The sequence below is a fragment of the Ensifer sp. M14 genome, from assembly GCF_003355565.1.
Lineage (GTDB): Bacteria > Pseudomonadota > Alphaproteobacteria > Rhizobiales > Rhizobiaceae > Ensifer.
Window position 1 is genome coordinate 4,005,504 of the sequence record NZ_QJNR01000004.1, and the last position, 22,324, is coordinate 4,027,827.

General features: G+C 62.7%; 20 protein-coding genes. 6 read left to right on the top strand and 14 right to left on the bottom strand.

Annotated elements, in window-relative coordinates:
• Positions 1 to 67: 67 nt before the first annotated feature.
• On the bottom strand, positions 68 to 733 hold the full coding sequence (locus tag BLJAPNOD_RS19475; protein WP_115420859.1) for a metalloregulator ArsR/SmtB family transcription factor: 666 nt from the start codon (positions 731 to 733) through the stop codon (positions 68 to 70).
• A 144-nt stretch (positions 734 to 877) separates the two neighbouring features.
• On the opposite strand from BLJAPNOD_RS19475, the gene BLJAPNOD_RS19480 reads away from it, so the two are divergent.
• Positions 878 to 1,372 (top strand): DUF2938 domain-containing protein, encoded by a 495-nt coding sequence (locus tag BLJAPNOD_RS19480; protein ID WP_115420860.1) that lies wholly within the window; start codon positions 878 to 880, stop codon positions 1,370 to 1,372.
• A 60-nt stretch (positions 1,373 to 1,432) separates the two neighbouring features.
• On the opposite strand, the gene BLJAPNOD_RS19485 is transcribed toward BLJAPNOD_RS19480, so the two are convergent.
• From BLJAPNOD_RS19485 to BLJAPNOD_RS19505, 5 genes are all read right to left on the bottom strand, one after another.
• On the bottom strand, positions 1,433 to 2,137 hold the full coding sequence (locus BLJAPNOD_RS19485; RefSeq protein ID WP_115420861.1) for an HAD family hydrolase: 705 nt from the start codon (positions 2,135 to 2,137) through the stop codon (positions 1,433 to 1,435).
• Between the two features lie 26 nt (positions 2,138 to 2,163).
• Entirely contained in the window at positions 2,164 to 3,477 is a 1,314-nt protein-coding gene (gene waaA, locus BLJAPNOD_RS19490; RefSeq protein ID WP_077504212.1) for a lipid IV(A) 3-deoxy-D-manno-octulosonic acid transferase, read from the bottom strand.
• Between the two features lie 91 nt (positions 3,478 to 3,568).
• Positions 3,569 to 3,805: a DUF4170 domain-containing protein gene (locus BLJAPNOD_RS19495; RefSeq protein ID WP_077504213.1), complete on the bottom strand. Its 237-nt coding sequence runs from the start codon at positions 3,803 to 3,805 to the stop codon at positions 3,569 to 3,571.
• A gap of 58 nt (positions 3,806 to 3,863) precedes the next feature.
• Positions 3,864 to 4,679, bottom strand: a complete 816-nt coding sequence (locus BLJAPNOD_RS19500) for a 3'(2'),5'-bisphosphate nucleotidase CysQ (protein WP_115420862.1) — start codon at positions 4,677 to 4,679, stop codon at positions 3,864 to 3,866.
• Positions 4,680 to 4,740: 61 nt separating this feature from the next.
• The gene (locus BLJAPNOD_RS19505; protein ID WP_115420863.1) at positions 4,741 to 6,087 is read right to left on the bottom strand and encodes a TldD/PmbA family protein; all 1,347 of its coding nucleotides are present in this window, start codon (positions 6,085 to 6,087) and stop codon (positions 4,741 to 4,743) included.
• A gap of 150 nt (positions 6,088 to 6,237) precedes the next feature.
• On the opposite strand from BLJAPNOD_RS19505, the gene BLJAPNOD_RS19510 reads away from it, so the two are divergent.
• A complete protein-coding gene (locus BLJAPNOD_RS19510; RefSeq protein ID WP_077504216.1) occupies positions 6,238 to 8,073 on the top strand; it encodes a monovalent cation:proton antiporter-2 (CPA2) family protein in 1,836 nt (611 codons plus the stop codon).
• Positions 8,074 to 8,098: 25 nt separating this feature from the next.
• Here BLJAPNOD_RS19510 and BLJAPNOD_RS19515 read toward each other — a convergent pair whose 3' ends face one another.
• The 3 genes from BLJAPNOD_RS19515 to BLJAPNOD_RS19525 are packed head-to-tail and all read right to left on the bottom strand — an operon-like array spanning position 8,099 to position 11,811.
• Entirely contained in the window at positions 8,099 to 8,983 is an 885-nt protein-coding gene (locus tag BLJAPNOD_RS19515; RefSeq protein ID WP_115420864.1) for a patatin-like phospholipase family protein, read from the bottom strand.
• A 59-nt stretch (positions 8,984 to 9,042) separates the two neighbouring features.
• The gene (gene rsmD / locus BLJAPNOD_RS19520; protein WP_077504218.1) at positions 9,043 to 9,603 is read right to left on the bottom strand and encodes a 16S rRNA (guanine(966)-N(2))-methyltransferase RsmD; all 561 of its coding nucleotides are present in this window, start codon (positions 9,601 to 9,603) and stop codon (positions 9,043 to 9,045) included.
• A gap of 6 nt (positions 9,604 to 9,609) precedes the next feature.
• A complete protein-coding gene (locus BLJAPNOD_RS19525) occupies positions 9,610 to 11,811 on the bottom strand; it encodes a pseudouridine synthase (protein ID WP_115420865.1) in 2,202 nt (733 codons plus the stop codon).
• Positions 11,812 to 11,884: 73 nt separating this feature from the next.
• Here BLJAPNOD_RS19525 and BLJAPNOD_RS19530 point away from each other — a divergent pair, with 73 nt between their 5' ends.
• A complete protein-coding gene (locus BLJAPNOD_RS19530; protein WP_077504220.1) occupies positions 11,885 to 12,334 on the top strand; it encodes a nucleoside deaminase in 450 nt (149 codons plus the stop codon).
• Positions 12,335 to 12,348: 14 nt separating this feature from the next.
• Here BLJAPNOD_RS19530 and BLJAPNOD_RS19535 read toward each other — a convergent pair whose 3' ends face one another.
• The 5 genes from BLJAPNOD_RS19535 to BLJAPNOD_RS19555 form a co-directional block, all read right to left on the bottom strand.
• Positions 12,349 to 12,828 (bottom strand): GNAT family N-acetyltransferase, encoded by a 480-nt coding sequence (locus tag BLJAPNOD_RS19535; protein WP_077504221.1) that lies wholly within the window; start codon positions 12,826 to 12,828, stop codon positions 12,349 to 12,351.
• 3 nt (positions 12,829 to 12,831) lie between these two features.
• Positions 12,832 to 13,452, bottom strand: a complete 621-nt coding sequence (locus BLJAPNOD_RS19540) for a hypothetical protein (RefSeq protein ID WP_077504222.1) — start codon at positions 13,450 to 13,452, stop codon at positions 12,832 to 12,834.
• 129 nt (positions 13,453 to 13,581) lie between these two features.
• Positions 13,582 to 16,491 (bottom strand): isoleucine--tRNA ligase, encoded by a 2,910-nt coding sequence (gene ileS / locus BLJAPNOD_RS19545; RefSeq protein ID WP_115421375.1) that lies wholly within the window; start codon positions 16,489 to 16,491, stop codon positions 13,582 to 13,584.
• Between the two features lie 343 nt (positions 16,492 to 16,834).
• Complete coding sequence (locus tag BLJAPNOD_RS19550) at positions 16,835 to 17,818, bottom strand: bifunctional riboflavin kinase/FAD synthetase (protein ID WP_115420866.1); 984 nt, start codon at positions 17,816 to 17,818, stop codon at positions 16,835 to 16,837.
• Positions 17,819 to 17,831: 13 nt separating this feature from the next.
• The gene (locus BLJAPNOD_RS19555; protein ID WP_115421376.1) at positions 17,832 to 18,680 is read right to left on the bottom strand and encodes a TIGR01459 family HAD-type hydrolase; all 849 of its coding nucleotides are present in this window, start codon (positions 18,678 to 18,680) and stop codon (positions 17,832 to 17,834) included.
• 472 nt (positions 18,681 to 19,152) lie between these two features.
• Here BLJAPNOD_RS19555 and groES point away from each other — a divergent pair, with 472 nt between their 5' ends.
• The 3 genes from groES to BLJAPNOD_RS19575 all read left to right on the top strand — a co-directional run bounded on the left by groES (position 19,153) and on the right by BLJAPNOD_RS19575 (position 22,258).
• Complete coding sequence (groES, locus tag BLJAPNOD_RS19565) at positions 19,153 to 19,449, top strand: co-chaperone GroES (RefSeq protein WP_004675403.1); 297 nt, start codon at positions 19,153 to 19,155, stop codon at positions 19,447 to 19,449.
• A 62-nt stretch (positions 19,450 to 19,511) separates the two neighbouring features.
• Entirely contained in the window at positions 19,512 to 21,149 is a 1,638-nt protein-coding gene (groL, locus tag BLJAPNOD_RS19570) for a chaperonin GroEL (protein ID WP_077504224.1), read from the top strand.
• Between the two features lie 662 nt (positions 21,150 to 21,811).
• Positions 21,812 to 22,258 carry a hypothetical protein gene (locus tag BLJAPNOD_RS19575; protein WP_115420867.1) on the top strand — a complete coding sequence of 149 codons (447 nt, stop codon included), beginning with the start codon at positions 21,812 to 21,814 and terminating at the stop codon, positions 22,256 to 22,258.
• The last annotated feature ends 66 nt before the right edge of the window (positions 22,259 to 22,324 follow it).

Below are 22,324 nucleotides of genomic sequence, written 5' to 3' on the forward strand. Positions count from 1 at the left end.
AAAAAACGTCAGAACGCGGAAAAAGGCAAGCGGTACAAGACAATGGCGTGTCCGCCAGGGCTAGTGATCAGCCCGGATCCCTGCCTTCCACAGAAAGGCCAGCGGCCTTCCAATCCGGAAAGCCGCTATCCAGCCGACGCACGGCAAAGCCTTTGCCTCGAAGGACTGTCACCGCATCGAACGACAGGGCACAGTAAGGTCCACGGCAATAGGCGACGATCTCCGCTCCCGCCGGCAACTCGGCGAGGCGGCGCTCAAGTTCGTCGATCGGAATATTGATCGCTCCGGGAAGATGGCCGGAGGCGAATTCGTCCTGCGGCCGCACGTCGAGCAGCGTGACGCTCCCCTCGCCCATCCGAAAGAGCAGTTCCTCGCGTGAAATCGCCTCAAGACGTTCCGGCCGATCCAAACGATTGGCAACCAGTTCGCGGATCTGGGCACGGTTATGCTCGGCATGTTGGCGCAGCGCCGAAAGCAGCCCGATCACCGGGCCTGTCCCCAGCCGATAGAGCACACGCTTGCCGTCCCGCCGGGTCTCAACGAAGCCGGCACGCCGCAATTGCTGCAGGTGCTGCGAGGCGTTGGCGATGCTGAGACCGGCGAGTTCGGCAAGGCGCTCCACCGAGCGCTCGCCCTGGGCGATGTGCTCGAGCAGCATCAGGCGTTGGGCGCTCGCGAGTGTGCGGGCGAGTTCGGCAAGCTCTTCGAAGATCTGAAGTTGAAGGTCGGTCATTGACAGAAGCCTAGCATTTCTCCATCTATCATTCAATTGTTTGTTTGAATGATATTTCGACCTGCCGCGGATGGCAGATCGAACTTCCGCACGCGTGCAATCTGTCGAAGTGCGGCTACATCTATGATGTGAAGGGATAAGGGCATGGAAACGGATCTGGTGTTGCGAGCCATCCTCATCGGGATCGGCGCGACTGCGGTGATGGATCTCTGGGCAATGGCTCTGAAGCATTCTCTCGGCATACCGTCTTTGGATTACGCCATGGTCGGCCGCTGGATCGGGCATTTTCCGCAAGGTCGCTTCCTGCACCCGCGCATCGGAGCGGCCGCACCTGTTCCTTGCGAACGCCCGATCGGCTGGACTGCCCATTATGCCATCGGCATTGTCTTCGCTGGCCTTCTTTTACTGATCTGGGGCCAGGACTGGGCGATGCGGCCGACGCTTGCCCCGGCGCTGATTGTCGGCCTTGCGACCGTGGCCGCGCCGTTCTTCCTGATGCAGCCGGGCATGGGCGCCGGAATTGCCGCCTCGAAAACGCCGAACCCGAACGTTGCGCGGCTGCGCAGCCTGGCTACGCATGCCGTCTTCGGCTTGGGGCTCTATCTGTCGGGCTTGCTTCTAGCGGTCGTCGGGCCGTGAGCCAGCCATGACTTCCCCCCGTGAAGGTGGCAATGGACGAATTGTGACTCGGCGGGAAATCTAGAGGACGGCTTCTAGCTCGGTGATGTCGGCCAGGCAATGGTCGGAGGCGGCAGCCAGCGACTGGCGCGAGCCGGTGCCCGTGAGCACTGCGACCGTCATGCCGACGCCGGCGTTGCGGCCCATGTGCATGTCGTGATTGTTGTCGCCGACGACCACCACCTGCTGCGGATCGAGGCCCGTGGCGGCACAGAAGCCGAGCACCATGCCGGGCTCCGGCTTGACGCCATAGCCGCTGTCGTAGCCGGCGACGTAATGCAGATAGCCGTCGAAGCCGAAGCGCCGGGCCGTTTCGCGGATCGAGCGCTCGTTATCGCTGGAGGCGACGCCGAGGCGATAGCCCTTGGCATGCAGGCCGGCGAAGAACGGGCCGAGATCGGTGACCGGCACCGCATACTCGGCCGAACGGGCAAACAACCCGTCAAGCAGTGTCGTCAACGCTTCCACGGTAAAGGGCGCGCCGGCGGCGACGAAGCCGGTGGCGATCTCGACGGTATTGCCGGCGGCAAGCAGGCTGTCGGGCATCACGTGGCCGGTGTCCGCATCCATGCCGCCTGCCTTGAGCAGCGTGCGGGCCAGGGCTTCGTCGCCCTTGGCGGCGATGTTCGCCAGCTCGTAATTCACCGGAACCCAGCTCTTGGCATAGTCGAGCAGCGTCCCGTCCTTGTCGAAAAGGATGCCGGCGATGGCTGTCGGTGCGCTCATGGTGATTTTCCGTCTCCCGGGGGCGGTCAGAGGTCGTTGCGGGGTTCGAGCCGCGCCTTGACGACGAGCGGATTGATATAGGGCTCAAGACCCTTCATCGTCGCCGACAACGCTCCGCGCATCTCTTGCACGGTTTCAAGGCCGGCATCGATCATCGAGCGACGCATGTCGTCGTTGGCAAGCAGATAGTTGACGCCCTTGGCCAGCATCTCGACATCGCGGACGATCTTGGCGCTGCCGTTCTTGGCGAGCATCTGGTAGGTCTCGCGGAAATTCTGGACGTTGCCACCGGAAAGAACGGCGCAGCCAAGCATGGCCGGCTCCAGCGGGTTCTGTCCGCCTTCGGCAAACAGCGAACGACCAACAAAGGCGACCTCCGTCAAGCGCAGATAGAGCCCCATCTCGCCGATCGTATCGCCGAGGAAGATATCGACATCCGGTGTGAGCGGATCGCGGCGGGTGCGGCGCGCAACCTTCAGCCCCTTGGCCGTCAGTGCCGCCTCGATCGCATCGCTGCGCTCGGGGTGCCGCGGCACGATGATCGTCAAGAGGCCGGTGCGCTCCTTCAGCGCCCGATGGACGACGCCGGCAGCCGCTTCTTCGCCGTCGAAGGTCGAGATCGCCGCCCAGGTTTTGCGCGCGCCGATCTGCTGGCTGTATTCCTTCAACGCTTGCGGATCGTGCGGCGGCGCGTCGGTATCGACCTTAAGGTTGCCAGAGACCATCACCGGCAGGGCGCCGAGCGTGCGAAAGCGCTCGGCATCGACATCGGATTGAGCGATGACGAGCGCGAGGTTCTCAAACAGCGCATCGGCGAGCGCCGGCCGTTTCTTCCAGCGCGCGAATGTGCGGTCGGAAAGCCGTCCATTGACCAGAACCTGTGGGATGTGGCGCCGCCCGAGTTCCAGGATCGTCATCGGCCAGATCTCGGATTCGGCGATGATCGCCAGATCCGGCTGCCAATATTCGAGGAAGCGGTTGACCGCCGGCTTGAAATCGAGCGGCACGTATTGGTGAATGACCGCCGAGCCGAGACGCCCGGCCGCGACCCGCGCCGAGGTCGTCGTTCCGGTGGTCAGGACCACATTGATGCCGCGACGATGGATTTCCTTGATCAGCGGGATGACCGCGTTGGTCTCGCCGACGCTTGCGGCATGAAACCAGACGAGCGGACCCTGCGGACGCGGGACGCTGGCATAGCCGTAGCGCTCGCGGCGACGGGCCGGGTCCTCCTTGCCCTTCGCGGCGCGCAGGGCAAGATAGGACCACACGAACGGATAGATCGCCGAACCGATCCAGCGATAGCTCGAAAGCGCCAGCCGCGCGCGAAAGCTGCTCATGGCTGCTGCCCCCCGCCCAATGGAAAGCTCGGGCGAAGGTCAGACGCAGCGGGCACGCAGGAACGCGCCACGCATGCCCTCGGCATCGGCATCAATCGTTTTCCGGATCGAGCAGGCGATGCATATGAACGATGAAGTAACGCATATGCGCGTTGTCGACGGTCATCTGCGCCTTCGACTTCCAGGCAATGTGCGCGCTTTCGTAGTCAGGAAAAATGCCGACGATATCGAGCTTGTCCAGGTCACGGAAATGAACATCGGTAAGCGTGGTCAGTTCACCACCAAAGACCAGATGCAGACGTTGTTTCTTCTCGGAGTCGTGAGCCATCGGAATTCCATTTTCTTATAGGGTATGGGCGTTGGTTTGCGGCATTCGGCCCGAAAGGTCAATGGCCCTCAAGGGTCCTGGACGCGGCAAGCAATCCCGGCAGCGCCGCCTTCGATGCCGCACAAAGAAGGCCATGAACGACATTGGGGCGATTGTAGGACAGGGCCTGAGATTCAAGCGTATTGAGCCCCCCGCCTGCCCTTTCGAGGATGAGATCGGCGGCGGCGAGATCCCAGTCATGGGAGTTCTTCTTGACCACGGTGCCGTCGATCCGGCCATCGGCAACCATTGCCAGCCGGTAGGCGAGCGACGGCACATGCGGCACCCGAACGATCCCGTTGCGGTAGGAAGGCGCCAGGCTCGAAACGATGTCTTCGGCGACCGCCACATGCAGGGCCTCGCCGTCGTTAACGTCGCGCACCTGGATGCCCGTGCCGTTCTTCAGCGCCGGTCCATCCACTGTTGCCTGAAAGATCTCGTCGAGCGCCGGCGCATAGAGAACGCCGGCAACGGGTTGACCCCGGTGGACGACAGCGACACTCACGCACCAAAGATCCTTGCCTGCAATGAAAGCCCGCGTGCCGTCGATAGGATCGACAACGAAGACGGTTTCACAGGACAGGCGGCTCTGATCGTCGTCGGTCTCTTCCGAGAGCCAGCCGTAGTTCGGACGGGCGAGAAGCAGACGTTCCTTCAAAATGTCGTTGGCGGCGATATCGGCTTCGCTGACCGGAGAACGCCCCTCGTTCTTCCAGCGCACATCGGGCTTGTTGCGGAAGTAGCGCAGCGCGGTTTCGCCGGCGGCGACCGCGGCGGAAAGGATCAGATCCAGATCCTCCTTCCACGTCGCGATCGATGGTGCTTTGTCAGACATTCAAATCCTCTTGCGTCGGCGCATGGCCGTACGCTTTTGTCATGGCATTGACGCTCGCAGCTTACAGACCGGCGAGCGTCATGCCTTCGATGGCGAGCGTCGGCGCGGCGACGCCGAACTTTCTGTCGATGTCGTCGGCCGGCGTGATCGCCATGAACATCTGCTTGAGGTTCGACGCGATCGTGACCTCGGATACGGCAAAGGTCAGCTCGCCATTCTCGACCCAGAAGCCCGAGGCGCCGCGGCTGTATTCGCCGGTCACCATGTTGACGCCCTGGCCGATAAGCTCGGTCACGTAGAAACCGGTTCCCACGCTGCGGATCAGGTCTTCGCGCGAAACAGAGCCGGGCTCGAGCGCCAGGTTGGTCGAGGACGGATTGACGGTCGGGCCGCCGCGCACACCGCGGCCGTTGGTCTCAAGGCCGAGTTCGCGGGCAGCCGAGGTCGACAGGAACCAATGGTTCAACACGCCGTCCTCGACCATCGTCAACTTTGCGCCGCTCACGCCTTCGCCATCGAACGGGCGCGACGACGAGCCTCGCACGATCAAGGGATCGTCGGTCACCGACAGACCGGCCTTCATGATCTGCTTGCCCATCATGTCGCGCAGGAAGCTGGTCTTGCGCGCAACGGATGCGCCGTTGATGGCGCCGGCGAGATGGCCGACGAAGCCGCGCGCCATGCGCGGGTCGAAGACAACGGTGACGTTCTTGGCCGTCGGCACCTGGCGAGGGTTGATGCGCGCGACCGCGCGCTCGCCGGCAACCCGGCCGATGTCATCGGCCGCACGCAGCTCGTCGAAATAGATGCGGCTGTCGTAATCGTAGTCGCGCTCCATCTTGGTGCCCTCGCCGGCAATCGCGCTGACCGAGCGACCGAAGCGGGTGGCCATGTAGGAACCGGAGAAACCCTGCGAGGTTACAAGCACCAGCCCGCCCATACCGGCCGACGCACCCGCGCCACTGGAATTGGTAACACCAGACACCGCCAGCGCCGCTTCCTCGGCGGCCAGCGCCGCTTCCGTCAAGGCGTCCGTCGAAACCTCGCGATTGTCGAAGAGTTCGAGATCCGGGTAGGAATTCGCCAGGCGATCCGGGTCGGCAAGCGAAGCGAAGGGATCCTCCGGCGAGGCCTTGGCCATCGCCACCGCCCGCTCGGCGAGCACCTTCAGATCGAAACCGGGATTGGCCGATACGCTGGCGACGCGATTGCCGACAAAGACGCGCAGCGAGAAGTCGTCGCTCTCGGATGCCTCCGTCGCTTCGACCTTGCCGAGGCGAACCGAGACGGAACGGGAGCGGCCGCGAACGACGACGGCGTCGGCTGCGTCGGCGCCTGCCTTGCGGGCAAGGTCCACCAGTTCGGCGGCGCGTCTTTCGAGGGAGGCGGAATCGATCGTTTCTGACATGATGTGGCCTTTCATTCCTGCCCCATTTATTGTGCACTGGAGCATGCATCAAGGGCATTGGCATGATTCCCGCCCATACACCGTAATGTTACTCCCGCCGAAACCTCCGTCTGCCCGAGGCAGGACGAAGCAATATCGAAAGCCGCGCGCATGACGACGACCCCGATCATCTACTCCCAGGCGTTAATACTGCTCGGGGGCGCAGTCATCGCGGCACCGCTGTTCAAACGGCTCGGGCTCGGCACGATCCTCGGCTATCTCACGGCTGGGATCCTGATCGGCCCAGTTGCCAAGGGCATCACCGACGGCGAAGAGATCCTGCACGGCTCCGAACTCGGAGTCGTTTTCCTGCTCTTCATCATCGGGCTGGAACTGAAACCATCGCGACTTTGGCAGATGCGGCGCGACATCTTCGGTCTCGGCACGGCGCAAGTCCTCATCACCGGCGTGGTCCTGTCCTACGGGATCGCCCTGACCGGACTGCTCGATCATGCCGGAAGCATCGTCGCCGGTTTCGGCCTGGCGCTGTCGTCCACCGCCTTTGCCATGCAGATTCTCGATGAGGGCAACGACCGCAATACGCGCTTCGGCCAACGCGCCTTCTCGATCCTTTTGCTGCAGGATCTGGCGATCGTCCCGCTGCTTGCGCTGATCCCGCTTCTGGCGGCACAGGCGCCGGAAGATACGACGCCGCCGCTCGAAGATTTTGCCATTGCGATCACCGCAGTTGCGATCCTGGTCGCCGCCGGCCGCTATCTGCTCAACCCGCTGTTCCAGATCATCGCCCGCACCGGCGCGCGCGACGTGATGATAGCCGCAGCGCTTCTGGTGGTCATGGGGGCCGCAACACTGATGCAGATGGCCGGCCTTTCCATGGCCATGGGCGCCTTCCTTGCCGGCGTTCTCCTGGCAGAATCGTCCTATCGCCATGAGCTCGAGGCAGATATCGAGCCCTTTCGCGGCATCCTGCAGGCGCTGTTCTTCATGGCCGTTGGCCTGTCGCTGCAACTCGACGTCATCATCGACAACTACCTGGTGATCATTGTCGCCGTGCCGCTGTTGATGCTGGTGAAGAGCTTCATTCTCTACTGGATCTGCCGACTGGCCGGCTCGCACCACAACGACGCGGTGCGCGTCAGCCTGCTTCTGCCGCAGGGCGGTGAATTCGGCTTCGTGCTGTTTACCGCTGCAGCGGTCGCCGGCGTCTTCTCGACCGGCAGCGCTTCTCTGCTCGTCGCTATCGTGACGTTGTCGATGGCGCTGACCCCGATCGCCTCCATGCTTGCCCCTCGGCTGATGCGTGAGCAGGACGAACTGGTCGACGAGATGGACGAGGACTTCGAAGGAGCCGACGCCGACGTGCTGATGATCGGCTTTTCCCGCTTCGGCCAGATCGCCGCACAGATCCTGCTGGCCGGCGGCCGCGACGTGACGATCATCGACCACTCCGCCGCCCGTGTTCGCCAGGCGGCAACCTTCGGATTCCGGATCTATTTCGGCGACGGCAACCGGCTCGACGTGCTGCGCGCCGCCGGCATCGAACGCGCCAAGCTCATCGCCATCTGCACGCAGAAGAAGGAAACCACCGACCGGATCGTCGATCTGGTGCAGGCCGAATATCCTGATGCCCGGATCTTCGCCCGCTCCTACGATCGGCTGCACACGCTTGAACTCAGAGCAAAGGGCGTCGACTACGAATTGCGCGAGACCTTCGAGTCCGGTCTGCTCTTCGGTCGCAAGACGCTGGAGGCGCTGGGTGTGGGCAACGACGAGGCGCTCGCGATCATGGACGATATCCGCAAGCGCGACGAGGCTCGTCTCGTTCTGCAGGAGGCCGAAGGCATTACCGCCGGCCGCGACATGCTGCATTCGCAACCCGTGCGGCCCGAGCCACTGGTCAAGCCCAAGCGCGACGTCGATCATTCCTCGGAAACCGGGGACAGCATCCTGCCGGGGCTACCGGCCGATGCGCGGGAAAGCGCTTGATCAGCAGCAGCACCCGTCTGCGGCCTCACCCGGAGACGCTCACCACCTTCATTCGCTCTTCAAGCGTGCGCTTGAACTGATCCTTGATGCCAGCGGTCGCCGCCAGGATCTCTTTTGCGCGCAGAAAATCCATCACCCGGTAGCGGCCGACATCGGGCCGCAGCAGGATATCCGGCGCGCCCTCCTTCAGCTTCATCGCAATGATCGACTGCATCATCAGCTGGCTCGCCCCGAACAGGCTGTCGATGCGGCTCGGGATCGTCTTGCCGTCGCCATCAGGGCCGCCGACGACGTCGACGCCGACGACGATTTCGGCAAGGCCGCGCAGATGATCGAAGGGAATGGGATTGTAGATACCGCCATCGATCATCACCCGTCCTTCGATCTTCACCGGCATGAAGACCGCAGGCAGCGCCGCCGATGCGGCAAGAGCCTTCTGCAGATCGCCCGTCTCGCAGACGTGCTCCGTCTGGCCGTAATAGTCGGTGACAACGACCTTGAGCGGCACGTCCAATTCCGAAAACGTCGCAGGGATGCCTTCGGGCAGGAACGCCTTCAAGACGCGTTCGACGTTGAACTGACCAAAACGGAAACCGTTGGTCATCGCTTCCGACCAACTTGCCGGTCGCAACTGCCACAGGCGATTGACCACCTCGCGGCGGTGGCCAACCGTGGCCAGCGTGTGCTCGCGGATTTCTTTGCCGCTAACGCCCGCCGCCATGCCGGCACCCATGATGGCGCCGATCGACGAACCGGCGATGGCGACAGGGCGAATGCCCAACTCGTCGAAAGCCTCGATGACATGGATATGGGCGAGCCCGCGGGCACCGCCGCCACCGAGCGCCAGCGCGACCGACGGCTCGCTCGCGCTTGCCGGCGAAACATTCACGGTGGATACGTCCTGCTTCATCGACGTGCGCCCCAGTTCAATCGGCAGTCTAACTGTGCAAGCGAATCAAAAGTGTGACGTCAGGCGCCACGGAAGCGGTAGAAGTGCATGCGTGTGTCGCCGAAGACCCTGACGTCCAGTCGCTCGAAAACGGCTGTTGGCGCCGGCTGAACGTCCGCACGTTCCTCCAGCACCACCAAAGCATCAGGCACCAGCCAGTTGCCGAGAGCCGCCGATTCCAGCGCCTTTTCTCCCAGTCCCTTGGCATAGGGCGGGTCCGCAAAAACCAGGTGAAACGGCTCCATCGTGCCGACGGAACCGAGACTGGTCGCATCCCTGCGGAAGACCTTGGCACGGCCCTGAAGGCCGAACGCCTCGATATTGTTCTGCAGGAGGCCCCTGCCCTCGACGCCCTGCTCGACGAAGAGCGCCTGGCGGCACCCCCGCGACAGGGCTTCGAGCCCGACGGCCCCGGTGCCGGCAAAAAGATCCAGCACACGGGTCCCATCGAGAGCCTCCGGATAGGAATGGCTCAGGATGTTGAACAGGCTCTCGCGCGTCCGATCGGTTGTCGGACGGATATCATTCGACTTGGGCGTGGCCAGACTGCGGCCACGGAACTCTCCGCCGACAATGCGCACGACCGCTTAGTTTCCTCTGCCGCGCGGCTTGCCACCGGCCGGACGTCCACCGCCACCAGGACGGCCGCCACCGCCAGCCGGTTTGCCACCACCGGGCTTGCCGCCACGCGGACCGCCTGAGCGTTCGCCAAAGGACTTGCCGCCGGACGGTTTGCCACCGAAGGACTTGCCGCGGGGCTTGTCGCCGAACGGACGGTCGCCACCCTCGCGACGTGGCGGACGATCGCCCTCGGTGCGTGGGCCTCTCGGCTTGTCGGAATAGCTGCGCGGGCCGCCTTCGGAACGAGCGGGCCGATCACCGAACGGACGGTCGCCACCCTCGCGACGTGGCGGACGATCGCCCTCGGTGCGTGGGCCTCTCGGCTTGTCGGAATAGCTGCGCGGGCCGCCTTCGGAACGAGCGGGCCGATCACCGAACGGACGGTCGCCACCCTCGCGACGTGGCGGACGATCGCCCTCGGTGCGTGGGCCTCTCGGCTTGTCGGAATAGCTGCGCGGGCCGCCTTCGGCGCGGGCCGGCCGATCGCCACGCGGGCGATCGCCGCCTTCGCGACGTGCCGGGCGGTCGCCGTCGGCGCGCGGGAACCGCGGCTTGTCGGAGAAGCTGCGCGGGCCACCCTCGGAACGGGCCGGCCGGTCGCCGCCTTCGCGGCGAGGCGGACGGTCACCATGGTCGCGCGACTTGCGGTCGCCCGCATCGCCCGATTTGCGACGGCCGAAGCCGCCATCACGACCTTCGTCCTTGCCCTTGCGAGCGGGTTCGCTGGCACTGATCCATTCGCCCTCTTCATCCCGGCGCTTGATCGGTGCGGCGGACGCCGGACGATCATAGTCCCTGGGCGCGCCGCCCTTGCGGTCGGGATCGAACTTGCCGGACGATTTCGTCGCAAAGCCATCCTTGGTGCGGCCGTAGCGCTTGGTTGTCGGTGCGCCTTCCGGACGCTCGCGGCGAGCCGGCTTTGCCGAAGCATCGCCTTCAGCCGATTTCGGCTTCTTCTCGGCCAGTGGACGGGCACCGGGCGCCATCCAGACGTTGGCCGTGCGGGCGCGCTGCGCCGGGGTGCGCTTCGGCCGATCCTCGAACTTGGCGTCGCCGCGGTCGTCGCGCGGCCCACCCTTGCCACGGGGAGCATCCTTGCCGCGGCCACCGTCGCGGCGGTCGTCACGACGGGTGTCGAGCTTCGAAAGCGCGCGCTCGCGCTTGTCTTCCGGCTTTTCCCAACGATTGGCGCGTTCGGGCTTGCGCGTGTCGGAGGCTTCGGCTTCCGGCGCTTCGTTCGCGACGGTTGCGGACGGATCATTGTAGAGCGGCGCGTCGAAGTTCGCCTTGGCGTCTTCGATCAGGCGCGGTCCGAGCTGATCACGCAGCGTCCGGCCACGGATTTCCTGCACGTGTCCTTCCGGCAGTTCGCCGAGCTGGAACGGGCCGTAGGAGATGCGAATGAGGCGATTGACGTCGAGGCCGAGCGCGCCGAGTACGTTCTTGATTTCGCGGTTCTTGCCTTCGCGCAGACCCATCGTGATCCAGACATTCGAACCCTGCACGCGGTCGAGGGTCGCCTCGATGCCGCCGTAAAGCACGCCGTCGACGGCAATACCGTCCTTCAGCTTGTCCAGTTCGTCCTGGTCGATTTCGCCATGGGCGCGCACGCGATAGCGGCGCAGCCAGCCGGTCGACGGAAGTTCGAGCACGCGGGCAAGTCCGCCATCATTCGTCAGCAGCAACAGGCCTTCGGTATTGATGTCGAGGCGGCCGATCGACAGCACGCGCGGCAACTCGTCCGGCAGGTTGTCAAAGACCGTCGGACGGCCTTCCGGATCGGCATTGGTGGTCACCAGTCCGGCCGGCTTGTGGTAGAGCCACAGGCGCGTGCGCTCGATGCCGCGGATCGCATGTCCATCCACTTCGATATGGTCGGCAAGGGTCGCGTTGACAACAGGCGTATCGAGGACGACACCGTTGAGACTGACCCGGCCTTCCATGATCATGCGCTCGATATCGCGGCGGGACGCAACGCCGGCGCGCGCCAGGATCTTGGAGATGCGCTGCGGCTCGTCGGCGCTTGCGACGGCGGGCTTCGGACCAGCCTTGGGCGGACGCGAGGCTCCGGCCTGAGGCGCTGCCGCCTTCTTGCCAGCGAAATTAGGTTTCTTGTCCCGGCCAGCGGGCTTGCCGCCAGGCCGTGTGGGCTTGTCTTTGGATGTCATTTGTGTTGCCTGCCTTTTGCGGCTGTCCTATCAGGTCAAAGCCCGTGGGTTAAGAGAAATTATTGTTTGAGCGATGGCTGATACGACACGCTTCATGGATGCGGCCCTGGAAGAGGCCAAAAAAGCGGGCCAGCGCGGCGAAGTGCCGATCGGCGCCGTCATCGTTTTCGATGGCGAGATCATCGCGCGCGCCGGAAATCGTACCCGCGAACTCAACGATGTAACCGCCCATGCCGAGGTCGTTGCCATTCGCGAAGCGTCCATTGTGCTCAATGACGAGCGGCTGAGCGGCGCCGACCTCTATGTCACCCTGGAGCCATGCACGATGTGTGCGGCGGCAATTTCCTTTGCCCGCATCCGTCGCCTCTATTATGGCGCCGAAGACCCAAAGGGTGGTGCTGTCGACAGCGGCGTGCGCTTTTACGGCTCGCCGACATGCCATCACGTGCCCGACGTCTATTCAGGGCTCGCCGAGCGCGAAGCCGCGGACATTCTCAAGGGGTTCTTTGCCGGAAAACGCTGAGGCGAGCAAACCTCTCAGCCGGCTGCAAAGGACTCGAGTGCCGGGCCTGCGAGCCGATACCGCGTCCACTCCGACATCGGCTCGGCGCCGACGGCCTCGTAAACGCGAATTGCCGGCTCGTTCCAATCGAGCACGCTCCACTCGAAGCGGCCACACCCTTCCTCGACGGCGATCCTGGCGAGATGCTTCAAAAGCATCTTGCCGGCGCCGGAACCGCGGCAATCCGGTGTGACATAGAGGTCTTCGAGATAGAGCCCCTTGCGGGCCTGCCAGGTGGAATAGTTGTAGAACCACATGGCGAAACCGGCCGGCTTGCCGTCCTTCTCGCAGATCACCGCACGGGTGAGCGCGTCCGGACCAAAGAGCGACGCCTGCAACTGTTCAACGGTTGCCTCGACCGCGTCAGGTTCCTTCTCGTAGATGGCCAGTTCGGTGATGAAGCGCAGGATGGTTTCGGCGTCTTCCGGTCGCGCGTCGCGAATGCTGATCGTCATGATTTAGAAGGGCCAGTACCACTTGCTGCCGCTATTCTTGACCTGCGCTTCCTTCTTGCGGCGGCGCTCCTTGGTCTTCTCCGGCTCGCCCAGGTCAGCCTCGGAACCTTCCGGAAGGCGGCGGTATTCGAGCGGCGGATCGCTCAGGAAACGGCGCTTGTCGGAGTAGGCGCCCATCTCGATCTTGCGCGCTTCGCGGTAGGCTTCCTGCTGCTCCTTGGCCGAAAGGCGGCGGCCATTGGCGCTGGCCTTGGCGAGCGGCGAAACATAGTTCGGGTTATTCTTGTTGGCGTCGGCTTCTTCGCGCAGACGGTTGCGGGCCTCTTCCGGAGACTCGACCCATTCCGGATTCGCTTCTCGGGTGGCAAGCGATTTCTGCGGCTCCACGAGCGCCGTCTGCTGGCCGGACGGAGGCAGCACCAAGCCAGGGCGGGGCTGATACTTGACCGGAGCACCGCTCTTGGGAGCAATGCTGACGGCGCTTCCGAGATCGTCCATCAGCTGCTCGCCGGCGGTCTTGTCGGTGCCGTAGGTTGGGCCGCCGATGCAGCCGGAAAGCACCAGACCGCTCGTCAGAATAGCGGCAACGCCAGCAAACAGTCGCAACTCTCGCGTCATTTCCATGAAATTCCTTCCAGCCGGCCACCGTCACGTGCGCGGCCACTCAGCGCCCATGGCGGATAAATCCGCCAAATTTCGGGCAGGTTTTACCGGATGAATGCGGCAAGCGCAATTCATCCGGCAAATGATCCCTTAAGCCTTGAAGCCAAGTTCCCGAAGTGCGGCAGCATCACGGGCAGACACCTCAGGGTAGAGCGCGTCTGAACCGACATCGGTGGTGATCCGCCAGGAGCGGGCGCACTTGCGGCCGACAGCCGCCTTAGGCACGACACTGACCTTGGCGACCTCAGGCAGACGGAAGGCGTCGGCAGGGCCCTCGCCCGCGTCCACCGTGATCGACGAGGTGATGCAGATCTCGGCGAAATCTTCGCCTTCGAGCGCCTTCAACAGCTCCGGGTCGGCGATGTAGACGACCGGAGCAGCCTCAAGCGACGAACCGATGCGCTTTTCGCGACGTTCGATTTCCAGCGCACCCGTGACGACCGTGCGGACAGCGCGGATCTTTTCCCACTTCGCCTCGAGAGCGTCGTTCTTCCATTCCGCCGGGATTGCCGGGAACTGTTCGAGATGAACAGAGACCGCGTCGGGATTGCGCGACAGCCAGGCTTCTTCGCAGGTGAAGGGCAGCATCGGCGCCAGCCACAGCACGAGGCTATCGAACAGCTTGCGGATGACGGCGAGCGCCGAGCGGCGACGAAGGCTCGAGGGTGCGTCGCAATAGAGCGCATCCTTGCGCACGTCGAAATAGAAGGCGGAAAGCTCGACGTTCGAGAAATCGATCAGCGAGCGGGCGATCCGCTTGAAGTCGAACGCATCATAACCTTCGCGAACGACCTGATCGAGCTCGGCCAGGCGGTGCAGCATCAGCTTTTCCAGCTCGGGCAGCTCGGCGTAGGCGATCTCCTCGCCCTTGTCGTGCGCCAGCGTGCCCAGCATCCAGCGGATGGTGTTGCGCAGCTTGCGATAGGCGTCGATGTTGGTCTGGATGATCGTCTTGCCGAGGCGCTGATCTTCCCAATAGTCCGTGGTCATCACCCAGAGGCGCAGGATATCGGCGCCGGCGTCCTTCATCACTTCCTGCGGGGTGACGGTGTTGCCCTTCGACTTCGACATCTTCTCGCCCTTCTCATCCATGGTGAAACCATGGGTGACAACGGCGTTGTAGGGCGCACGACCGCGCGTCGCGCAGGATTCGAGCAGCGACGAGTGGAACCAGCCGCGATGCTGGTCGGAGCCTTCGAGATAGACGTCGGCCGGCCACTTCAGATCAGGACGATCTTCAAGTGTGAACGTATGCGTCGAGCCTGAATCAAACCAGACGTCGAGAATGTCCATGACCTGGTGCCACTTTTCGTGGTCGTGGTCATTGCCGAGGAAGCGGTCCTTGGCACCTTCGGCAAACCAGGCGTCCGCACCTTCCTGCTCAAAGGCTTCCAGAATGCGGGCGTTGACCGCTTCGTCGACCAGGATCTCGCCCTGCTCGCCGGCAAAGATCGCGATCGGCACGCCCCAGGCGCGCTGACGCGAGAGCACCCAGTCCGGACGGCCCTCGATCATGGCACGCAGGCGGTTTTGGCCGGCACCCGGCACGAAGCGGGTGTCGTCGATGGCAGACAGCGCGCGCGAGCGCAGCGTCGTGCCGTCGCCGAAGCCCTTGTCCATGTAGACGAACCACTGCGGCGTGTTGCGGAAGATCACCGGCTTCTTGGAGCGCCAGGAATGCGGATAGGAATGCTTCAGGCGGCCGCGTGCAAACAGCGCATGGCGGGCGATCAGCGCCTTGATCACGCGATCATTGGCGTCGCCCTTCTTGCCCTTGTCGTCAAGCACGCGGCCGGCGCCGCCTTCGGCGTCCGGGCCGAAGCCGTGGGCATCAGCGGTAAAGTAGCCGGCGTCGTCGACGGTGAACGGGATCGCCGAGGAGATGCCACGGGCTTCAAGCGCGCGGGCATTGTCCATCCAGGCGTCAAAGTCCTCGCGGCCGTGGCTGGGCGCCGTGTGCACGAAGCCAGTGCCGGCATCGTCGGTCACATGGTCGCCGTCGAGCAGCGGCACCTTGAAGGCGTAACCGCCACCGAGGCCATGCAACGGATGGGCGCAGGTGACGGCCGCCAGTTCGGCGCCTTCGATGTCGCGGACGAAATTGAAGGTGAGCTTGGCCTTGGCAGCGGACTCGTCGGCCAGGCGCTTGGCGAAGATCAGCTTCTCGCCGGGCTGCGGTCCGAAGTCGTTCTCGGCGGTCGCAACTTCATAGAGGCCGTAGGCGTAGCGCGACGAGAAGGCAATGGCGCGGTTGCCCGGGATGGTCCAGGGCGTGGTCGTCCAGATCACGACGAAGGTACCGGCCAGATCTGCCGCACCTTCGGTGACCGGGAATTTCACCCAGATCATGTCGCTTTCGACATCGGCATATTCGACTTCGGCTTCGGCCAGCGCCGTGCGCTCGACGACCGACCACATCACCGGCTTGGAGCCGCGATAGAGCTGGCCCATCTTGGCGATCTTCATCAGTTCGCCGGCGATGCGCGCTTCGGCGTGGAAGTTCATCGTCGTGTAGGGATTGTCGAAGTCGCCCTCGATGCCAAGACGCTTGAACTCTTCCGCCTGGATCTGGATCCAGCCGGCGGCAAAGTCGCGGCATTCCCTACGGAATTCATTGACCGGAACCTCGTCCTTGTTCTGGCCCTTTTCGCGATACTTCTCCTCGATCTTCCATTCGATCGGAAGGCCATGGCAATCCCAGCCCGGCACGTAGTTGGCGTCGAAGCCGCGCATCTGGAACGAGCGGTTGATGACATCCTTGAGGATCTTGTTCAGCGCGTGGCCGATATGGATGTTGCCGTTGGCATAGGGAGGGCCGTCATGCAGCACGAATTTCTCGCGACCGGCGGCCGAGGCACGCAGCTTCTTGTAGAGGCCCATCTTCTGCCAGCGGGCAACTGCTTCCGGCTCCTTCTGCGGCAGGCCGGCGCGCATCGGAAACTCCGTCTGCGGCAGGTAGAGGGTGGAGGAATAGTCGATCTTCTCAGCGGTCTCTGTCATGGTCTTTGCAATCATCTTTTCCGCGCGGATCATCGCGCATGCGAAAGGGTGGTATCTGGCGCATAACCCCGAAATCCGGATCGATTTTCGGAAGGGATCATGCGCAGCTTCAAAGTTTCAGAGCGACCTTGGCGCATCCAGGAGACGCGCGGCGCTCTAGAAATGACTGGGGCGTCGGAAACGCCGAAATCCCGGACCTTCCGGCGGCCTAGTGCGCGCGGAAAGCCGGGCCAATAATTCGCTGATCGATGGGCAGTCGACGGTGCCGGGTCATGGTGGCCGGTTGTTTAAGGCGTTTTCGGCCTTTTGAAAAGGTCCGCCGCTTCGGCGCGGCGGATTTCTTTCAAGCGAAGCTGATCCGGCGGTCGATGTCGCTCAAGGGCGCAACGCCGGAGAGCAACGCCCTCGCCTCTTCCTCGTCCTGCCGGATCTGGGTCACCAGCGGATCGAGCCCGTCGAACTTCAGCTCGTCGCGCAGGTGACCGAAGAACGAAACCGAACAGACTTCGCCATAGAGATCGCCGGAAAAATCGAAGACGAAGGTCTCGAGCAGAGCCTCGCCGTCGCTGTCGACGGTCGGGCGCCGGCCAAAGCTCGCGACACCATCATGCAACGAGCCGTCGGCCCGGCGGAAGCGCACCGCATAGATGCCGGCCTTAAGCTCGACTTCCGGGGGCAGTCGCATATTGGCGGTGGGATAGCCGAGCGTGCGTCCGAGCTTCTTGCCGTCGATCACCTCGGCCTCGACCGTGTAGCGATAGCCGAGCAAACCGGCGGCATGGGAAACGTCACCCTGCCCGAGCAACGAGCGAATGAAGCTCGAGGAGATCACCGAGGCGTTCTCGTCGCGGAAGGCATCAACCAGAGTGACGCCAAAACCGTTGTCGCCGCCCGCAGCCATCAGGAAGGCCGGACCGCCTTCACGGCCCTTGCCGAAATGAAAGTCGAAGCCGGTAACCACATGCGAGGCATGCAGCCATTCCAGGAGGACCCGATGGATGAAATCGGAAGCGGAGAGTTCGGAGAAGGTGCGGTCGAACGGATATTCGATGACGGCGCCAAACCCCATGCCTTCAAGGATGCGGGCCTTCAAGGGCGCGGGCGTCAGTCGGAACACCGGCGTGTCCGGCCGGAAGACGGTGCGCGGATGCGGCTCGAAGGTCAGCACCAGCGCGGGCACGCCCCGGGTCTTGGCTTCGTCCAGCGCCCGTTCCAGCACGGATTGATGGCCGCGGTGAACACCGTCGAAATTGCCGATGGCGACAACGCCGCCGCGCAGACGCTCGGGCAGCGGATCGCGGGTCTCGTTGCGATGAAAAACCGTCATCTCAGTCTTCCCGTCAGGCGAGCCTCGGCATCCACCACTTCGGCGAGGCGCCTTCCTTTTTCAGGAAGGCAGCGAGCTTCGCCTCGTCGGTCCGGCTTTCGTTCATGTATTCCTGCGCGTGAATGCCGGCGCTGATGTAGAGCAGGTCGAAGCCGGCATCCTGGGCGCCCTTGACGTCGGTCGGCATGCCGTCGCCGATGGCAATGATACGCGACAGATCGAGCCCGCCGCGAACGGCCTTGGCCTCCGTCAGCGCGGCGCGGTAGATGGCGATGTAGGGCTTTCCGGCAATGCGCGCTTCGCCGCCCAGTTCTTCATACAGCTTGGCAATGGCGCCAGCGCAGGGGATCAGTCGATGTCCGCGCTCGACCACCAGGTCCGGGTTGGCGCAGATGAAGGGGATCTTGCGCTTGGCAAGGCCGGTCAAGGTCGCACGGTAGTGCTCCGGCGTTTCGGTTTCATCGTCGTAGAAGCCGGCGCAGACGACGGTCTTGGCATCTTCCGACGAGACGATTTCGGTTCCGAGACCTTCGAGCAGCGGCAGATCGCGTTCGGCGCCGATGAAGAAGATCTTCTTTTCGGCCGCAGCGATCAACGTGCGGGTCACATCGCCTGATGTCACGATGCGATCATAGGCTTCGTCGGGAACGCCAAGCCCGCGAATCTGCACCTTGACGCTCGGACTCGGCCGGGGCGAATTGGTGATCAGAACGACCGTCAACCCGGCAGCCCGCGCTTCCGCCAAGGCTTCACAGGCCGACGCAAACGCCTGGACGCCGTTGTGGAGAACACCCCAGACGTCACAGAGCACGACGTCGTAGCGCCCTGCGATTTCCCGAAAACTGTTGATCCTTGCGGCCATGCGGGCTTCCTGCAAACTCGGTTTCCGGCTTGCATGGCAAGGAAGGGGCGAGAATACAAGCCTCGGCCCACGAAAAACGCCGCCATTCCCAAGGATTCGACGCCCGCTCGCTGTACGCACCGAGAAGGCGGCTCGCAGTCTATCAGACGTCGGATGTAAACCGCGGAACCAAGGGCCGAAATGGCGAGCGGACCGGACCTCCGCACCAGGCACGATTTTCGGGACCGACTTGCCCAAATTCCGACGGCTTCATGCAATAGGCAAGCGAACCTTCCGGCTCGGCCGCCGTTCGTTGCCTTTCATGCGCCGCCGATAACCATGTCGTCTGAAATTTTTTGAACGGCCAATCCTTGACTCACACCGGACCCAGCCTTATCTCGGCCTCGCTAGCACTCGACAAATGAGAGTGCTAACACCCATCCATCGGGTCGATGAGCGATCCGTAATGTCATTTGATCGAGGGATTAGACTAATGGCAAGCACCAATTTCCGCCCGCTGCACGACCGCGTTGTCGTCCGCCGCGTCGAGTCTGAGGAAAAGACAAAGGGCGGCATCATCATTCCGGACACCGCTAAGGAAAAGCCGCAGGAAGGCGAAATCGTCGCTGTTGGCTCGGGCGCCCGTGACGAAAGCGGCAAGGTTGTTGCTCTCGACGTCAAGGCTGGCGACCGCGTTCTGTTCGGCAAGTGGTCGGGCACCGAAGTCAAGATCAACGGCGAAGACCTTCTCATCATGAAGGAAGCCGACATCATGGGCATCATCGGCTGATCAGCCGTCGTCCACACCTTTCCATGACAACCAATGGGCAATGAGCCCGGGAGTTTTCTCAAATGGCTGCAAAAGAAATTAAATTCGGCCGCACCGCGCGCGAAAAGATGCTGCGTGGCGTCGATATCCTCGCTGACGCCGTAAAGGTCACGCTCGGCCCGAAGGGTCGTAACGTCATCATCGACAAGTCCTTCGGCGCTCCGCGCATCACCAAGGACGGCGTATCGGTCGCCAAGGAAATCGAACTCGAAGACAAGTTCGAAAACATGGGCGCCCAGATGGTCCGCGAAGTTGCTTCGAAGACCAACGACATCGCCGGCGACGGCACCACGACTGCAACCGTTCTGGCCCAGGCGATCGTTCGCGAAGGCGCCAAGGCCGTTGCTGCCGGCATGAACCCGATGGACCTGAAGCGCGGCATCGACCTCGCTGTCACCGAAGTCGTCAAGGATCTCCAGGCCAAGGCCAAGAAGATCAACACTTCGGAAGAAGTTGCACAGGTTGGCACGATCTCGGCCAACGGCGAGCGTCAGATCGGCCTCGACATTGCTGAAGCAATGCAGAAGGTCGGCAACGAAGGCGTCATCACGGTTGAAGAAGCCAAGACCGCCGAAACCGAACTCGAAGTCGTCGAAGGCATGCAGTTCGACCGCGGCTACCTGTCGCCGTACTTCGTCACCAACCCGGAAAAGATGGTTGCTGACCTCGACGACGTCTACGTTCTCCTCCACGAGAAGAAGCTCTCGAACCTGCAGGCCATGCTCCCGGTTCTCGAAGCTGTCGTTCAGACCGGCAAGCCGCTCCTCATCATCGCTGAAGACGTCGAAGGCGAAGCTCTTGCTACGCTCGTCGTCAACAAGCTGCGTGGCGGCCTGAAGATCGCTGCTGTCAAGGCTCCGGGCTTCGGCGATCGCCGCAAGGCCATGCTCGAAGACATCGCCATCCTGACCGGTGGTACCGTGATCTCCGAAGACCTCGGCATCAAGCTCGAAAACGTCACGCTCGACATGCTCGGCCGTGCGAAGAAGGTTTCGATCTCCAAGGAAAACACCACCATCGTCGATGGTGCTGGCCAGAAGAGCGACATCGAAGGCCGCGTTGCCCAGATCAAGGCTCAGATCGAAGACACCACTTCTGACTACGACCGCGAAAAGCTGCAGGAACGTCTTGCCAAGCTCGCTGGCGGCGTTGCCGTGATCCGCGTTGGCGGCTCGACGGAAGTCGAAGTTAAGGAAAAGAAGGACCGCATCGACGACGCTCTGAACGCGACGCGCGCTGCTGTTCAGGAAGGCATCGTACCGGGCGGCGGCGTTGCCCTGCTGCGTTCTTCCGTCAAGATCACCGTCAAGGGTGTGAACGACGACCAGGAAGCCGGCATCAACATCGTTCGTCGCGCTCTGCAGGCTCCGGCCCGCCAGATCGCCGAGAACGCTGGTGACGAAGCTTCGATCGTTGTCGGCAAGATCCTCGACAAGGACCAGGACAACTTCGGCTACAACGCCCAGACCGGCGAGTATGGCGACATGATCGCCATGGGCATCATCGACCCGGTCAAGGTCGTTCGCACCGCCCTTCAGGACGCAGCTTCGGTTGCTGGCCTCCTCGTCACGACGGAAGCCATGATCGCCGAACTGCCGAAGAAGGACGCTCCGTCAATGCCGGGCGGCATGGGCGGCATGGGCGGCATGGACATGATGTGATAAGGCGCCAGCCTTAATCGCAGCACTGTCCATAAAGCTTCGCCCATGCACTAAGAGCGGTTCAGCGCGTCAAGCGCGCTGAACGGGCGGCATGGACATGATGTGATAAGGCGCCAGCCTTGTCGCGGACCTGTTCAAGCAGATCCACGATGATCCATTCGGATCGGAAAGGGCGACCCTCGGGTCGCCCTTTCTTGTTTTTGTAGGCGTTGATGGGTCGCGCATCACGCGCACGTCAAAGCTGTCCTCAGGAAAAAATACCCGGCGACTGCAGCAGCACTAAAAAAGCGTTGAAGTCGAAAAAAAACGAACTATAACAACGCCCCAAGTGGACAGAGATTCACGAGAGACTGGATGGCGGGCCTAAAGAGAGCGAAAAATCGCTCAAACTTTTCATATTAACTGTATGTCCAAGCTCTCTTTGAGAATATCACGCAAAGCATATAAGTATTTAATCGCAAATTAAGCCGGCCTTTCCTGCGAAATCATTTCGCTTGGCGAGCTACGTCACAGTTTGGTGACCTTTCCGTACAGAAAGACGCAAACGACTTATCGTGCGTGTTCTTCTTCCTATGGGGTGATGGCTGGCGAGGGTTGTATAGTGGGGATGTGCCTGCCTGGTCGCACAACGACAGTCGCCAGGGGCCGTGCTGGGGTAGACCGTGTTTAAGATCACGAGAACAAATTCAGTTCCCCTCGGTGTCCCGGGACAAATGCATTCCGGGCTTCCGCATCAGGAATTCCTGGAGCAGTTCTGCGTGTCCGAACGCTGGTCGGGAGACCTGTCGACGGGCCTGTTCCAGCTCGGCGAAAAGGCATCGGCCATCCATGGCCTCAACGAGAGCGAATGCGGGCTGCTCAATTTCGTTCGCTGCTACGACCCGGCCGACCGCAATCACGTGCTGGAGCTTTTCGAGCAGGCGGCAACCAGCTGCTCGTCCTTCTGCTTCTCCACAACGATCAGCCTCGAATCCGGCCACAAGCAGCCGGTGTTCTGCATCGGCGAATCCTCGGGCCTCGAGGAGCGCTACTCAGGCACGATCCACGGCATCTTCTTCTTCCCACGCTTCCTCGTCGAAGGCGCAGGCAAGGCTCTGCTGCGCCAGTAGGCGCGTCTCGTCATTTTCGGACGGCTTGGCAGCCGCGGGAGCGGCATTCCCGAGGGTAAGACGCAA

What these genes read in the sequence shown, in the direction of transcription:
- BLJAPNOD_RS19525 (WP_115420865.1), bottom strand. Translation starts at nt 11,811, where the DNA reads ATGACATCCAAAGACAAGCCCACACGGCCTGGCGGCAAGCCCGCTGGC.
- BLJAPNOD_RS19495 (WP_077504213.1), bottom strand. Translation starts at nt 3,805, where the DNA reads ATGGCTCACGACTCCGAGAAGAAACAACGTCTGCATCTGGTCTTTGGT.
- BLJAPNOD_RS19515 (WP_115420864.1), bottom strand. Translation starts at nt 8,983, where the DNA reads ATGAAGCAGGACGTATCCACCGTGAATGTTTCGCCGGCAAGCGCGAGC.
- BLJAPNOD_RS19505 (WP_115420863.1), bottom strand. Translation starts at nt 6,087, where the DNA reads ATGTCAGAAACGATCGATTCCGCCTCCCTCGAAAGACGCGCCGCCGAA.
- BLJAPNOD_RS19540 (WP_077504222.1), bottom strand. Translation starts at nt 13,452, where the DNA reads ATGGAAATGACGCGAGAGTTGCGACTGTTTGCTGGCGTTGCCGCTATT.
- groES (WP_004675403.1), top strand. Translation starts at nt 19,153, where the DNA reads ATGGCAAGCACCAATTTCCGCCCGCTGCACGACCGCGTTGTCGTCCGC.
- BLJAPNOD_RS19530 (WP_077504220.1), top strand. Translation starts at nt 11,885, where the DNA reads ATGGCTGATACGACACGCTTCATGGATGCGGCCCTGGAAGAGGCCAAA.
- BLJAPNOD_RS19475 (WP_115420859.1), bottom strand. Translation starts at nt 733, where the DNA reads ATGACCGACCTTCAACTTCAGATCTTCGAAGAGCTTGCCGAACTCGCC.
- BLJAPNOD_RS19480 (WP_115420860.1), top strand. Translation starts at nt 878, where the DNA reads ATGGAAACGGATCTGGTGTTGCGAGCCATCCTCATCGGGATCGGCGCG.
- ileS (WP_115421375.1), bottom strand. Translation starts at nt 16,491, where the DNA reads ATGACAGAGACCGCTGAGAAGATCGACTATTCCTCCACCCTCTACCTG.
- BLJAPNOD_RS19500 (WP_115420862.1), bottom strand. Translation starts at nt 4,679, where the DNA reads ATGTCTGACAAAGCACCATCGATCGCGACGTGGAAGGAGGATCTGGAT.
- BLJAPNOD_RS19485 (WP_115420861.1), bottom strand. Translation starts at nt 2,137, where the DNA reads ATGAGCGCACCGACAGCCATCGCCGGCATCCTTTTCGACAAGGACGGG.
- BLJAPNOD_RS19555 (WP_115421376.1), bottom strand. Translation starts at nt 18,680, where the DNA reads ATGGCCGCAAGGATCAACAGTTTTCGGGAAATCGCAGGGCGCTACGAC.
- waaA (WP_077504212.1), bottom strand. Translation starts at nt 3,477, where the DNA reads ATGAGCAGCTTTCGCGCGCGGCTGGCGCTTTCGAGCTATCGCTGGATC.
- groL (WP_077504224.1), top strand. Translation starts at nt 19,512, where the DNA reads ATGGCTGCAAAAGAAATTAAATTCGGCCGCACCGCGCGCGAAAAGATG.
- BLJAPNOD_RS19535 (WP_077504221.1), bottom strand. Translation starts at nt 12,828, where the DNA reads ATGACGATCAGCATTCGCGACGCGCGACCGGAAGACGCCGAAACCATC.
- BLJAPNOD_RS19550 (WP_115420866.1), bottom strand. Translation starts at nt 17,818, where the DNA reads ATGACGGTTTTTCATCGCAACGAGACCCGCGATCCGCTGCCCGAGCGT.
- BLJAPNOD_RS19510 (WP_077504216.1), top strand. Translation starts at nt 6,238, where the DNA reads ATGACGACGACCCCGATCATCTACTCCCAGGCGTTAATACTGCTCGGG.